Origin of the sequence: Flavobacterium bernardetii, from assembly GCF_011305415.1 — a bacterium.
Lineage (GTDB): Bacteria > Bacteroidota > Bacteroidia > Flavobacteriales > Flavobacteriaceae > Flavobacterium > Flavobacterium bernardetii.
Map to the genome: position 1 here is coordinate 41,910 of NZ_JAANOQ010000008.1, position 13,178 is coordinate 55,087.

At 30.7% G+C, this 13,178-nt stretch carries 15 protein-coding genes; 12 read left to right on the forward strand and 3 right to left on the reverse strand.

Annotation, left to right across the window (positions count from 1 at the left end; genetic code table 11):
• Nucleotides 1-163: 163 nt before the first annotated feature.
• The 3 genes from obgE to G6N05_RS13335 form a co-directional block, all read right to left on the reverse strand.
• Complete coding sequence (gene obgE, locus G6N05_RS13325; RefSeq protein WP_166130464.1) at nt 164-1,165, reverse strand: GTPase ObgE; 1,002 nt, start codon at nt 1,163-1,165, stop codon at nt 164-166.
• 185 nt (nt 1,166-1,350) lie between these two features.
• On the reverse strand, nt 1,351-2,625 hold the full coding sequence (locus tag G6N05_RS13330; protein WP_166130469.1) for a hemolysin family protein: 1,275 nt from the start codon (nt 2,623-2,625) through the stop codon (nt 1,351-1,353).
• Nucleotides 2,626-2,657: 32 nt separating this feature from the next.
• Entirely contained in the window at nt 2,658-3,230 is a 573-nt protein-coding gene (locus G6N05_RS13335; protein ID WP_166130472.1) for an adenylate kinase, read from the reverse strand.
• A gap of 97 nt (nt 3,231-3,327) precedes the next feature.
• On the opposite strand from G6N05_RS13335, the gene G6N05_RS13340 reads away from it, so the two are divergent.
• The 12 genes from G6N05_RS13340 to G6N05_RS13395 all read left to right on the forward strand — a co-directional run bounded on the left by G6N05_RS13340 (nt 3,328) and on the right by G6N05_RS13395 (nt 13,124).
• Entirely contained in the window at nt 3,328-3,861 is a 534-nt protein-coding gene (locus G6N05_RS13340; RefSeq protein ID WP_166130476.1) for a hypothetical protein, read from the forward strand.
• Nucleotides 3,862-3,921: 60 nt separating this feature from the next.
• A complete protein-coding gene (locus G6N05_RS13345; protein ID WP_166130481.1) occupies nt 3,922-5,079 on the forward strand; it encodes a 5-(carboxyamino)imidazole ribonucleotide synthase in 1,158 nt (385 codons plus the stop codon).
• Nucleotides 5,080-5,135: 56 nt separating this feature from the next.
• Complete coding sequence (locus G6N05_RS13350) at nt 5,136-5,429, forward strand: hypothetical protein (protein ID WP_187003032.1); 294 nt, start codon at nt 5,136-5,138, stop codon at nt 5,427-5,429.
• On the forward strand, nt 5,426-5,911 hold the full coding sequence (gene purE, locus G6N05_RS13355; protein ID WP_166130488.1) for a 5-(carboxyamino)imidazole ribonucleotide mutase: 486 nt from the start codon (nt 5,426-5,428) through the stop codon (nt 5,909-5,911). Before G6N05_RS13350 ends, purE begins: the two co-directional genes overlap by 4 nt.
• Before the next feature lie 256 nt (nt 5,912-6,167).
• Nucleotides 6,168-8,192 (forward strand): M3 family metallopeptidase, encoded by a 2,025-nt coding sequence (locus G6N05_RS13360; RefSeq protein ID WP_166130492.1) that lies wholly within the window; start codon nt 6,168-6,170, stop codon nt 8,190-8,192.
• 196 nt (nt 8,193-8,388) lie between these two features.
• Nucleotides 8,389-8,892, forward strand: a complete 504-nt coding sequence (locus G6N05_RS13365) for a GbsR/MarR family transcriptional regulator (protein WP_166130498.1) — start codon at nt 8,389-8,391, stop codon at nt 8,890-8,892.
• Nucleotides 8,893-9,284: 392 nt separating this feature from the next.
• The gene (locus G6N05_RS13370) at nt 9,285-9,569 is read left to right on the forward strand and encodes a hypothetical protein (protein WP_166130503.1); all 285 of its coding nucleotides are present in this window, start codon (nt 9,285-9,287) and stop codon (nt 9,567-9,569) included.
• 310 nt (nt 9,570-9,879) lie between these two features.
• Entirely contained in the window at nt 9,880-10,590 is a 711-nt protein-coding gene (locus G6N05_RS13375) for a YqjF family protein (protein ID WP_166130508.1), read from the forward strand.
• On the forward strand, nt 10,587-10,931 hold the full coding sequence (locus tag G6N05_RS13380) for a hypothetical protein (protein ID WP_166130513.1): 345 nt from the start codon (nt 10,587-10,589) through the stop codon (nt 10,929-10,931). The genes G6N05_RS13375 and G6N05_RS13380 overlap by 4 nt, the downstream gene beginning before the upstream one ends.
• 12 nt (nt 10,932-10,943) lie before the next feature.
• A complete protein-coding gene (locus G6N05_RS13385) occupies nt 10,944-11,330 on the forward strand; it encodes a hypothetical protein (protein ID WP_166130518.1) in 387 nt (128 codons plus the stop codon).
• A 56-nt stretch (nt 11,331-11,386) separates the two neighbouring features.
• Nucleotides 11,387-12,208, forward strand: coding sequence for a thiol-disulfide oxidoreductase DCC family protein (locus tag G6N05_RS13390; RefSeq protein ID WP_166130523.1), 822 nt, complete (start codon nt 11,387-11,389; stop codon nt 12,206-12,208).
• 1 nt (nt 12,209) lies between these two features.
• A complete protein-coding gene (locus G6N05_RS13395; protein WP_166130529.1) occupies nt 12,210-13,124 on the forward strand; it encodes a TIGR01777 family oxidoreductase in 915 nt (304 codons plus the stop codon).
• Nucleotides 13,125-13,178 lie beyond the last annotated feature (54 nt).

Sequence of the window (13,178 nt, forward strand, 5' to 3'; positions counted from 1 at the left end):
AATAGTTTGTTATTTGCGATGCGAATATACTTTATTTTTAAAAAAAAATCTAAATTTTCAGTAATCAATAAAAAGCGTTAAGAAAATTTTAACTTTTAAACATAAAAAAAAGCGCTCTGAAAATTAGGGCGCTTTTTAAATATAAAAAATAGTTTGTTAAAAGTTATATATTTAACATTTTCCACAATTTGTCTTTCAATTCCGTTAAACCTTGTTGTGCCACAGACGAAATAAACATATAATCAAGACCTTTAAGTTCTTTATCTAATTGTTGCTTCATTTCTTGCTGCAATTCTTCATCTAACATATCGCATTTAGAAATTACTAACAACCTGTCTTTATCTAACATTTCAGGATTGTAACGTCTTAATTCGTCTAAAAGAATTTCGTATTCCTTTTTAATATCATCTGCATCTGCAGGAACTAAAAATAATAAGGTAGAGTTTCTTTCAATGTGACGTAAGAAATAATGCCCTAAACCTTTACCTTCAGCTGCGCCTTCAATAATTCCAGGAATATCAGCAATTACAAATGATTGAAAATCACGGTAAGCAACAATTCCTAAATTCGGTTTTAAAGTGGTAAAAGCATAATCAGCAATCTTTGGTTTTGCTGATGTTAATACTGATAATAAAGTCGATTTTCCAGCATTTGGAAATCCAACTAAACCAACATCTGCTAGTACTTTTAATTCTAAAATTACATCTACTTCTTCACCAGGAATTCCAGGTTGTGCATATCGAGGCGTTTGGTTGGTAGAACTTCTGAAATTCCAGTTTCCTAAACCACCTTTTCCACCACGTGCTAAAATTTTAGTTTCTCCATCATCTGTAATTTCGAATAAAATTTCACCCGTTTCTTTATCTTTTACCACAGTTCCTAATGGAACTTCAATAAATTTATCTTCACCATCATGACCTGTACTTCTACTGCTTCCTCCATCACCACCGTGACCCGATTTCACATGGCGCAAAAATTTTAAATGGAATAAAGTCCACAAATTTTTACTTCCTCTAATAACTACATGACCACCACGTCCACCGTCTCCACCATCTGGACCACCTTTTTCAATAAATTTTTCTCTGTGTAAGTGAGAAGATCCCTTCCCGCCTTTACCAGATGCAACATATATTTTTACGTAGTCTACGAAATTTCCTTCTGTCATTTTATTTTGTTTTCAGTTTAAATTTTTCAGTTTTCATCTTTTATATGAAACTGGCATTCAAACTATTTTTATTCTTTAATTATATTTATTTGGCAAAGATACGTTTTTTACCTTATTTATTTAAATAGAAAAAACAGCTCAGAATGTTATCCATTTCAAGCTGTTTCATTTATGTTTTAAAAAAGTTATTCTGTAATTGCTTTTATTAGAATTTTATCAATTTTAACACCATCCATATCCATTACTTCAAACTCTAATTTATTCCATATTAATTTTTCACCTTGTTTTGGAATACTTCCTAATTCAGTAATCATTAAGCCGCTCACAGTGGTTACTTCATAATCGTTTAGCATATCATCTAAATCGAAATACGTCATAAAATCATGTAAAGAATAATGTCCATCTACTAACCAACTGCCATCTTCTCTGACTACTAATTGAAATTCTTCATCGTAAAAATCGGCAGCATCGCCCACTAACGCTTCTAAAATATCATTTAAAGTAATAATTCCTTGAAAAATACCATATTCATCAGTAACTAAAGCATAATGCACTTTTGATTTTTTGAAATTCTCTAAAGCTTTATATGCCGAAGTATGTTCAATAAAATATACTGGATCAATCATGATTTTTTGCAAATCGAAATCGCCTTTTTCAATATTCGCAAATAAATCTTTCAATAAAACTACACCAATAACTTCATCTAAATTTTCGCTACAAACTGGATATACAGAGTGTAATTCGTTTAATATTTTTGTTTTTAATTCTTCATAACTTTCGTCTAAAGCCAAATACACAATGCTTTTTCTGTGTGTCATTAAAGAATTAACTTTTCGGTCACCAATATGAAAAACACGTTCCACAATGTCTTGTTCAATTTCTTGAACTTCACCTACTTCGGTACCTTCTTTAATAATCGCTTTAATTTCTTCTTCGGTAACTTTTCCGTCAGCTGTTGGTTTTATTTTAAATACTTTAAGAATAAAATCTGTTGAAGTGGTTAACAACCAAATAAAAGGTGCTGTCGCAATGGACATCACTTTCATTGGAACGGCTACTGATTTTGCAATAGCTTCTGGATAATTTAAACCGATTCTTTTTGGTAATAATTCTCCAAAAACAAGAGAAAAGAAAGTTAAAATAACTACCACCACACCTACTGCTAAAGAATGTGCATATGGAAAAGTTAAGGTATATGATGCGAAAAATGTTTCCACATCAGTTGTAATTTTTGCTCCAGAATAAATACCGGTTAAAATACCAATTAAGGTAATACCAATTTGCACCGTCGACAAAAATTTGTTAGGTGAATTAGCTAAATCTAAAGCTGTTTTTGCACTCGTGTTGCCTTTTTTGGCAGCGGTTTCTAACCTGTTTTTTCTTGCTGATATGAGTGCGATCTCTGACATGGAGAAAATTCCATTGAGTAGTATCAACAAGAATATTATGACTATTTCCAATTTTTATGTAGTTGAATTTAAATGCAATATAATTAAAATTTATCGATTATTGTACTTAATCGTTCTGTAATTTCTTCAATTGTACCAATTCCATTCACAGCATAAAACTTACCTTGAGACCTATAATAGTCCATTAAAGGTGCAGTTTTTTCGTTATATTCTTGGTATCTATTTCTTATTTTTTCTTCATCTTGATCGTCTGGTCTTCCAGAAGTTTTCCCTCTTTCTAACAAACGTTTTACTAAAATTTCATCATCTGCTTCTAAAGCAACAGTAGCTGTAATTTTATCATTTTTAGATTCTAAAAACACATCTAAAGCTTCCGCTTGTGCAATAGTTCTTGGAAATCCATCAAATAAAAACCCTTTAGATTCTGGATTTTTTTCCACTTCACTTTGTAACATTTGAATCGTTACAGAATCTGGAACCAAATCCCCTTTATCCATGAAGGTTTTTGCTAAAAGACCTAATTCTGTTTCATTTTTGATGTTAAATCTAAAAATATCACCAGTTGACAAATGTGTCAAAGTGTATTTCTCTTTTAAAAATTCCGCCTGTGTTCCTTTACCAGCACCCGGCTTACCGAATAAAACGATATTAATCATTGTGTTGTTGTAGTTAAAATAAACGGCAAATTTACAAACTATTGAACATATAAAAATATAAATAGTGCTTTTTTTAAAAAATGATTATTTTTACTGAATGAATTTAGCTTTTTATAAACTTGTAGAAGAAAGTACGGCACATCGATTAAATCGAGAATTTATTCGCGATTATGTAATTCAAAATCCAGAAAAACTTAAATTTTTAATGGAAATTGCGCTGAACGAAAACGACAAAATTCATGTTAAAGCTTGTTGGAGTTTAGAATTAATTTTCGAACTAAAACTAGAACTTATTTTGCCATTTTTAGATGATTTTATTGCAAAAATTCCCGTTTACAAAAACGATTCTGCAATTCGCCCGGTTTCTAAAATATGTCTGTTTTTATCTAAATCGAAAACCATAAAACTATCAGAAAACCAAGAAACAAAAATCATTGAAACCTGTTTAGATTGGTTAATTCAAGATGAAAAAGTAGCTTCAAAAGCCTATTCCATGAGAGCTTTGCACAATTTTGGTAAAAAACATTCGTGGATAAATGAAGAATTAAAAATGATACTTTCGCAAGATTACCCCAATCATTCCGCAGCCTACAAAGAAGCAGCAAAAGATATTTTAAAGAAACTAAAATAAATGCCAATTGCGAAACAAATTCAAATTAGTATCTTTGCGCAAACACAACAATAACAACTAATGAATTATTTTTCTTCAGATTTTAAATTAGGAATTTTAGGAGGCGGCCAATTAGGTAAAATGCTACTTACCGAAACTCGTAAATTCGACATCACCACTCTTGTTTTAGACCCAAGTAACGAAGCACCAGCACAATTCGGCGCGAATAAGTTTTTTACTGGAAGTTTAATGGATTATGAAACGGTTTATCAATTTGGTAAAATGTGTCATGCCATAACGATTGAAATTGAAAATGTAAATTTAGAGGCTTTAGATACATTAGAAGAAGAAGGTCATATTGTTTTTCCTTCACCAAAAACGTTGCGATTAATTCAAAACAAAGGAAAACAAAAAGATTTTTATGTGGATAATAACATTCCAACATCAAAACACCAAAGATTTGTAGATTTAAATGATTTGAAAAAATCTTTAGAGAATGACGAATTAGAATTTCCTTTTGTTTGGAAATGCGCCCAATTTGGTTACGATGGTAATGGTGTGAAAATTTGTCGTTCTACTATGGATTTAATGCATTTACCAGAAGTCGAATGTATTGCGGAAGAAATGGTTCCGTTTAAAAACGAATTAGCTGTGATTGTTGCCAGAAATGCAAATGGTGATGTAAAAACCTACCCAGTTGTGGAAATGGAATTTCATCCAGAAGCGAATCAAGTGGAATATGTAATTTGCCCAGCTAGAATCGATGAAAAAGTAGCACAATTAGCTATTGAAACGGCTTTACAAGTTTCACAAGCTTTCAATCATGTTGGATTATTGGCTGTAGAAATGTTTCAAACAGAATCAGACGATATTTTAGTAAACGAAGTCGCACCAAGACCACATAATTCAGGACATCACACCATTGAAGCGAGTTATACTTCGCAATTTGAAAACCATTTGCGTTCGGTTTTAAACTTACCTTTAGGAAATACCGATAGTAAAGTCGCTGGAATTATGGTAAATTTGGTTGGGGAAGAAGGTTTTTCTGGTCCAGTTATTTATGAAAATATTGAAAAAATAATGGCCATTGATGGTGTAACACCTCATATTTACGGTAAAAAAGAAACGCGACCATTCAGAAAAATGGGACACGTGACTATCGTAAATGAAGACATGACAGAAGCCAGAAAAATTGCCGAAGAAGTGAAGAATAGTATTAGAGTTATCAGTGTTCAGTAATTAGTATTCAGTCGCAGTTTTCAGTCGCAGGTTTCAGTCGCAGTTAACAGTTTACTATGATGAAAAATATTTTAAAAATAACATTACAAGCTTTTGTTTTATTTTGTGTGATTTCTTTTTTATCATTATCATATTCGATGATTAATTCAAGACTTAATAGTATATCTCCAAATTTAACAATTGGTTTTCCATTTGAAATGTATTATCAATTTGAAGTTAAAGGCGAATGTGATGAAAGAACTTTATTACATGGTGCACATTTCATAAACATAATTTACAATTTTATAATCTGTTTTATTATAATAGCTTTTATAAACTATAAACAACAAACTAAAAATAACAATCAATGAGTAAAGTAGCCATCATAATGGGAAGCATTTCGGATATGCCTGTCATGCAAGAAGCCATAGACATTTTAAAAGGATTTGATATTGAAATTGAAGTCGATATTGTTTCAGCACACAGAACGCCAGAAAAATTATTCGATTTTAGTAAAAACGCACATACTCGTGGTATTTCAGTCATTATTGCTGGAGCTGGTGGCGCGGCACATTTACCTGGAATGGTCGCTTCTATGAGTCCACTTCCAGTAATTGGAGTGCCTGTAAAATCAAGTAATTCTATTGATGGTTGGGATTCTGTTTTATCCATTTTACAAATGCCAGGTGGTGTTCCAGTAGCAACAGTTGCTTTAAATGGCGCGAAAAACGCTGGAATTTTAGCGGCACAAATTATCGGAAGTTCAGATAAATGTGTGTTGGATAAAATTATTTTTTACAAAGAAGGCTTACGCGATACGGTTTTAAAAGCTTCAGAAAACTTGAAGAAATAAAAAACTCCGACTTATTACTAAGTCGGAGCCAAAAATCTATTCACAATTAAGTGACAACTATAAAAAAAATTCTCTTTTGGGGAAAAAAGGGCGATATATCGCTTTATTTCTTTTACAAAGATATACGCTTTGTCGGTAAAAACAAGCATTTCATCGGTTATTTTTGTTAAAATATTGAATTATTTTCAAAACCCCAATAAAATAAGGGCTTCCGAAATCATAAAAAAATCAAAGAAATTACTTAAAACATATACATATGTCAGTTTTAACTCAAAAATTCAACACAAAATACAATACCGCTCCCTTTTCAATACTAAAAACGGAAGACTACCTGCCCGCTTTCCTTGAAAACATCGAAAAGGCGCGTTTAGAAATTGACAATATCATCCATTCAACTGAAAATCCAACGTTTGAAAACACGATTGAAGCCTTAGATTTTTCAGGAGAAACATTAGACCGACTATCAAGTATTTTTTTTAATTTGAATTCGGCAGAAACTTCAGATGAAATGCAAAAAATCGCACAAGAAGTGACGCCGTTAATTACGGAATTCGGAAACGATATTGCTTTAAATGAAGAATTGTTTAAAAGAGTGAAATCAGTTTATGAGAACAGAGCGAATTTAGATCTGACAACTGAACAAGCTACTCTATTAGATAAAAAATATAAAGGTTTTGCCCGAAACGGAGCTTTACTTTCGGAAGATAAAAAATTACGTTTACGTGAAATTGATACCGAATTAGCTAAATTACAATTGACTTTTGGTGAAAACACGTTAGCAGAAACCAATAATTTTCAATTGCACATTACCAATGAAGCCGATTTAAAAGGTTTACCTGATGGCGCAAAAGAAGCTGCAGCCGATTTAGCCAAATTGAAAAATGAAACAGGTTGGATGTTTACTTTAGATTTTCCAAGTTATATTCCGTTTGTCACTTATATTGAAAATAGAGAGTTACGTAAAAACATGGCGATTTCTTACGGTAAAAAAGCTTTTCAAAATAACGAATACAATAACGAAGAAATTACTAAGAAAATTGTTTCACTTCGTCATGAACGTGCTAATTTATTGGGTTATGAAACGCATGCCCATTTTGTTTTAGAAGAACGAATGGCTCAAAATCCTACTAAAGTATTATCGTTTTTGAATGATATTTTAGAAAAAGCCAAACCAGCTGCTAAAAAAGAATTTGAACAATTAGCAACTTTCGCGAAGGAATTAGACGGAATTGAACACTTAGAAAAATGGGATTCAGCTTATTATTCAGAAAAATTGAAACAAAAATTATTCAATTTGGATGACGAAGTGTTGAAACCGTATTTCAAATTAGAAAACGTTTTAAATGGTGCGTTTACAATAGCAGAAAAACTTTTTGGAATCACCTTTAACGAAGTTTTCGATATTGACAAATACCATCCAGATGTTCAAACTTTTGAAGTTTTAGATGAGAATAAAAACTTAGTGGCAATTTTTTACACCGATTTCTTTCCAAGAAAAGGAAAACGAAATGGCGCTTGGATGACATCTTTCAAACCACAATATATAAAAGAAGGAACAAACGAAAGACCACATGTTTCCAATGTGTGCAATTTCACTCCGCCAACAGCAACGAAACCATCATTATTAACGTTTAATGAAGTAACGACATTGTTTCACGAATTCGGTCACGGATTACACGGCATGTTTGCGAACACCACCTACCCTAGCCTTTCTGGAACATCTGTTTTTTGGGATTTTGTGGAATTACCATCACAAGTTATGGAAAACTGGTGTTACGAACCAGAAGCATTGGCATTGTTTGCGAAACACTATGAAACGGGTGAAATAATTCCACAAGAATATGTCGAAAAAATCAAAGAATCAGCGAGTTTCTTAGAAGGAATGGCAACGTTACGTCAATTGAGTTTTGGTTTATTAGATATGGAATACCATGGAAAAAATCAAGTTATTGAAAATGTAAAAACGTTTGAAAAACAAGCCATGGGCGACACGTCATTATTTCCAGATGTTGCTGAAAATTGTATGAGTGTTTCGTTTTCACATATTTTTCAAGGCGGCTATTCTTCAGGATACTACAGTTATAAATGGGCAGAAGTTTTAGATGCCGATGCGTTCGCCTATTTCCAAGAAAATGGGATTTTCAATAAAGATGTCGCAACTAAATTTAAAGATAATGTTTTGTCAAAAGGCGGAACAGATCATCCAATGACGTTATACAAAAATTTCCGAGGACAAGAACCTAAACCAGATGCTTTGTTGAAAAGAGCTGGGTTGATTTAGATTACTAAATTTTAGATATTTAGAAGCCGAAGAAAATCACTTCGGTTTCTTTTTAAAACAAACTTTCATTTTTTTTTGAAAGTTTAAAAACTTTTATATATCTTTGTACTATCAAATTAGATAAACCATAAAATGACAATGAGCATTTTTTCAATGCGATTTGCATTTGACCATTAAAAAACAATAAAAGCAATAAATGAAATTCAAAGAAGCTAAAAATAAATTCGTACAAACTTGGGGAGCGTTAGGTTCTCAATGGGGAATTAACAAAACGATGGCGCAAATTCATGCTTTGTTGATGGTTTCTAGCGAAGCGATTTCTATGGAAGAGATTATGGAAGAATTACAAATTTCTCGTGGCAACGCCAGCATGAATATTCGTGCTTTGATGGATTGGGGAATTGTGTATAAAGAATACAAAGCAGGCGAAAGAAGAGAATTTTTCACCGCCGAAAAAGATTTGGACGAATTAGCCGTAAAAATCTCCAAAGAAAGAAGTAAAAGAGAAATTAAACCCGCATTAAAAGTTTTAAAAGAAGTTTCTTCAATTTCTGCCAATGCCACTTCTGAAGAAAAACATTTCGTTGATCAAACTAAAAAATTATATGATTTCGTACTAAAAGCGGATAACGTTTTAGATAAAATCACAGAATACAAAGACAATTGGTTGGCGCAGATTTTAGTCAAGTTTATGAAATAAAAAAATTTAATTAAAACTTTCATTTTTTTCTGAAAGTTTAAAAATAAAAAGAATTATGAAAAAGTTTAGTTTCACCGTGAATATAATTTTAACTAGTATAGCTTTAGTCTTCACCGCTTTTAAATTTATATTTAATTATATTGATAATGCAGATATCTCTTTTCTTTTATTTCTTGGAATATATCAAGTATTCATATCAATATTAGTGACAATTTACGCTGTAATATACAACAAGATAGTAGCAGCATTTTACTTAGTATATTGGTTTCTTGTAATTTTATTCTTCAAATTTATTTTTCGAGATTTTTTTTACTTCTGCATTCTAATTGCGTTATATAATTTATATGTTCATTATTGTAGTTTTTCAGATTCAAAATATAATACCACTAATTATGATTCTACCATTTAAAGTTATAAAAGTAATTAATATGATCGCCTTATTATTTCTGCTATTAGGTGGATATGGATTAGCTGTTACTGGTTTTTTACAAGTAATTGCAGCACTATTCTTTTTAGTTACTTTTCCGAAAAACAAATTGATTTATATTTATTTCGCAATCGTAATATCTTTCTTTATTATTTGGGACAGACATACAATGAACTGGTTATTTATCATTCCAATTTTGTTAATCTTTTTCTTAACCTATATTATTTACAACCAAAAAGAAACAAAATGAATAATTTAAAAACATACAACCCTTTATTACTATTGTTAAGTGTTTTACTTTGGCTTACATTTTGGTTAGGCCCAATTTTTATGATTACTTTAGGTGTTTATAATATTTATTCTTCAATAAAAATTTACAGCAAACTCAAAACACAAGTAATTGTATACTGGATTCTAGTGGCTATAAATTTAGTATTAATGTTTCTGACATTTAAATTTGAAATTATTGAACTATTATCTTTTGAGTTTTTTTCAGTAGTAATAGTTGCACCCTATCTCTTATCAATTTATCTAATTTACCTAATTAATAAAATTTAATCATGAGCTTTTTAACCGCAAAATGGACCAACTTAGCTTTAATCAATTATAAAATTGACGCTAAAATTTTAGAAAAATATGTACCAAACGGAACCGAATTAGATTTTTGGGACAACAAATGTTATATCAGTTTAGTCGGATTTATGTTTGAAGATGTGAAACTTCTAGGTTTAAAAATTCCTTTACATACTAATTTCGAAGAAGTCAATTTACGATTTTATGTGAAACGTTTTGAAGAAGGGAAATGGAAACGAGGCGTTGTTTTTATAAAAGAAATTGTTCCTAAACTAGCATTAAAAATTGTGGCCAATACTGTTTTTAAAGAAAACTACGAAACTTTACCAATGAAACATAAAATGATAGAAAACGAAAACACTTTTAATTTCACTTATGAATGGAAGAAAGAACAAAAATGGCATTCAATTGCTCTAGAAACAGAAAAAAAATTAATAAAAATTGAAGAAAATTCTGAAGCGCAATTTATTACTGAACATTATTTCGGTTATACAAAAGTAAACCACACAAAAACGTTTGAGTATGAAGTGAAACATCCAATTTGGAAACAATATAACGTATTGAACTCTAAAATTGATGTAGATTTTAAAGCCACATATGGAGATGAATTTGCATTTATGAAAGACTTAATTCCAACTTCAATAATTTTAGCAAAAGGTTCAAAAGTAAGTGTAGAAAATAAAATAAAAATCAAATGAACCTCAACATCATAGGATATTTAATTTATCTAAGTCTCACCAGCGTAATTATCATCAAAGTTGGAAAATTATGCTACGATAACGGAAATATTTTTGTGTCGCAATTGATTCCGAATCATGAAGAATTGTGTCTTCAAATAAACAAAACGCTTCTAATTGGTTATTATTTATTGAATTTGGGTTATTGTGCGATGACAATCATTTCATGGGAAAAAATTCAAACTAGAAATCAACTTATTGAAATCATTGCGACCAAATCAGCAATCATCATTCTTACCATCGGATTTATGCATTATATCAACATAATATTATTAACTAAATACATTAAAAAATTAATTTAAACATTCAACATTATGGAAACTACAAAAATCTTAGTCGGATATGCCATTTACTTACCAATTGCTTTATTTTTAACTTATTACGTAAGCAAAACATTATTCAAAAACAGTAAAATATTCATGTTAGATATTTTTAAAGGCCGAGAAGAAATTGCAACGGCGACCAATAAATTATTTGAAACCGGTTTTTATTTACTTAATTTGGGTTTTGCTTTGATGATTTTAGAAATGACAATTTACAAAGACGATTATCAAAGTTTAATTGAAGCCTTAAGTTATAAAATTGGCGGATTTGCCATCTATTTAGGAATTATGTTGTTCTTAAACTTATATTTCTTTTTTAGAGGAAAACGCAAAGCCAGTCAAACACAAGTAGAACAAAGAATTGTAATTAACGGGTAAATTAAATCCTAGCTCCGACAGCGTTTAAAACCCTGTCGGAATTGAAACTATAAAAAATGAAAACGCTAAAAAACCAAACCTTACTTTACGACGAAGAATGTCCACTTTGCCGAGTGTATACTAAAGGGTTTATCACAACTGGAATGTTAGACGAAAACGGTAAAAAACCCTATTGTCAATTAACGGAAGAAGAACAAAATTTTATTGATGTACAACGCGCTTCTAATGAAATTGCTTTGGTTGATAATGAAAATAAAACCGTTCTTTATGGCATTGACAGTTTGTTAAAAGTGATTGGTTTTTCATTTCCTTGGATGGAAAAAGTCGGAAATTGGAAACCGATAAATTTTCTACTTAAAAAGCTCTATTCTTTTATTTCTTACAATAGAAAAGTGATAATGCCAAGTAAGAAAAAAACTGAAATAAAATTAGAATGTGTTCCCGATTTTAATATCAAATACAGACTAATTTATATCATTTTCGCCACTATAATTACGATTTTCACTTTATACAAATGTGCTCAAATTATAACTATACTTCCAAACGCATCCATTTATAGAGAAGTTATTTTAGCGATTGGACAAATTGGTTTTCAACTTTTATTTCTAACTAAAACAGATAAAAAAACAAACCTTAATTATATTGGAAATTTAATTACGATATCTTTATTAGGTGCTATTATTTTAGTTCCAATAATTCTACTTTCATCAATTATTGAATTACCTCATCTTTTTATCTTAACTTGGTTTGGACTGACGGTTTGTATTATGATTGCGGAACATTATAGAAGAATCAATATTCTTGAATTACCAAAATATCTAACCTTAACTTGGGTTTTATATCGAATTATTGCACTAGGAATTATCTTAAACACATAAAATGAAAAAACTTATCATAGCAGCTGGAACCGGATTTTTAGGCCAGGTTTTAGTCGACCATTTCAAAGATTCTTTCGATGAAATTGTCATTCTCACGAGAGGAAAATCTGAGAATAAGAACAACATCAAATATGTAAACTGGAATGCCAAAACATTTTCTGGTTGGGAAAAGGAATTAGAAAACACAGATGTTTTAATCAATTTAGCAGGGAAATCTGTGGATTGCAGATACAACGAAAAAAACAAACAAGCGATTTTTAACTCTAGAATTGAGAGTACCAAAATTTTAAATGAAGCCGTTTTACAATGTGAAAATCCACCGAAACATTGGTTAAATTCTTCGACTTCTACTATTTATTGTTTTTCATTAGACAAACAAATGGATGAAACTACTGGAGAAATTGGTAACGACTTCTCTATGAACATCGCTAAAAGTTGGGAAAAAGCGTTCTTCGAAACTAAAACTCCGAAAACTTTAAAAACAGCGTTACGAACTTCTATAGTTTTAGGAAAAAATGGCGGTGCATTTATTCCATTAAAAACTTTAGCAAAACTAGGAATGGGCGGAAAACAAGGAAATGGTAAGCAATTTATCAGTTGGATTCACGAAAAAGATTTTGCCAGAGCCGTTGCTTTTGTTATCGAAAACAAATTGGAAAACGAGATCAATATAGTGTCTCCAAATCCGATTAGAAACGTAGACTTTATGTCGAAATTACGAAAAACGGTTGGTATGCCGTTTGGATTTTCTCAACCGAAATGGCTATTAGAATTGGGTTCAAAAATAATTAATACCGAAACCGAATTGGTTTTGAAAAGTCGAAACGTAATTCCAAAACGCTTACAAGAAAACGGATTTATTTTTAAGTACGATTCAGTAGATAAAACATTTGAAAATTTATTACAAAAAAATTAGACACAGATTTCACAGATTAACACAAACCAATCTGTGAAATTTGAGTAAATCTGT

What these genes read in the sequence shown, in the direction of transcription:
- obgE (WP_166130464.1), bottom strand. Translation starts at nt 1,165, where the DNA reads ATGACAGAAGGAAATTTCGTAGACTACGTAAAAATATATGTTGCATCT.
- G6N05_RS13335 (WP_166130472.1), bottom strand. Translation starts at nt 3,230, where the DNA reads ATGATTAATATCGTTTTATTCGGTAAGCCGGGTGCTGGTAAAGGAACA.
- G6N05_RS13340 (WP_166130476.1), top strand. Translation starts at nt 3,328, where the DNA reads ATGAATTTAGCTTTTTATAAACTTGTAGAAGAAAGTACGGCACATCGA.
- G6N05_RS13345 (WP_166130481.1), top strand. Translation starts at nt 3,922, where the DNA reads ATGAATTATTTTTCTTCAGATTTTAAATTAGGAATTTTAGGAGGCGGC.
- G6N05_RS13350 (WP_187003032.1), top strand. Translation starts at nt 5,136, where the DNA reads ATGATGAAAAATATTTTAAAAATAACATTACAAGCTTTTGTTTTATTT.
- purE (WP_166130488.1), top strand. Translation starts at nt 5,426, where the DNA reads ATGAGTAAAGTAGCCATCATAATGGGAAGCATTTCGGATATGCCTGTC.
- G6N05_RS13360 (WP_166130492.1), top strand. Translation starts at nt 6,168, where the DNA reads ATGTCAGTTTTAACTCAAAAATTCAACACAAAATACAATACCGCTCCC.
- G6N05_RS13365 (WP_166130498.1), top strand. Translation starts at nt 8,389, where the DNA reads ATGAAATTCAAAGAAGCTAAAAATAAATTCGTACAAACTTGGGGAGCG.
- G6N05_RS13370 (WP_166130503.1), top strand. Translation starts at nt 9,285, where the DNA reads ATGATTCTACCATTTAAAGTTATAAAAGTAATTAATATGATCGCCTTA.
- G6N05_RS13375 (WP_166130508.1), top strand. Translation starts at nt 9,880, where the DNA reads ATGAGCTTTTTAACCGCAAAATGGACCAACTTAGCTTTAATCAATTAT.
- G6N05_RS13380 (WP_166130513.1), top strand. Translation starts at nt 10,587, where the DNA reads ATGAACCTCAACATCATAGGATATTTAATTTATCTAAGTCTCACCAGC.
- G6N05_RS13385 (WP_166130518.1), top strand. Translation starts at nt 10,944, where the DNA reads ATGGAAACTACAAAAATCTTAGTCGGATATGCCATTTACTTACCAATT.
- G6N05_RS13390 (WP_166130523.1), top strand. Translation starts at nt 11,387, where the DNA reads ATGAAAACGCTAAAAAACCAAACCTTACTTTACGACGAAGAATGTCCA.
- G6N05_RS13395 (WP_166130529.1), top strand. Translation starts at nt 12,210, where the DNA reads ATGAAAAAACTTATCATAGCAGCTGGAACCGGATTTTTAGGCCAGGTT.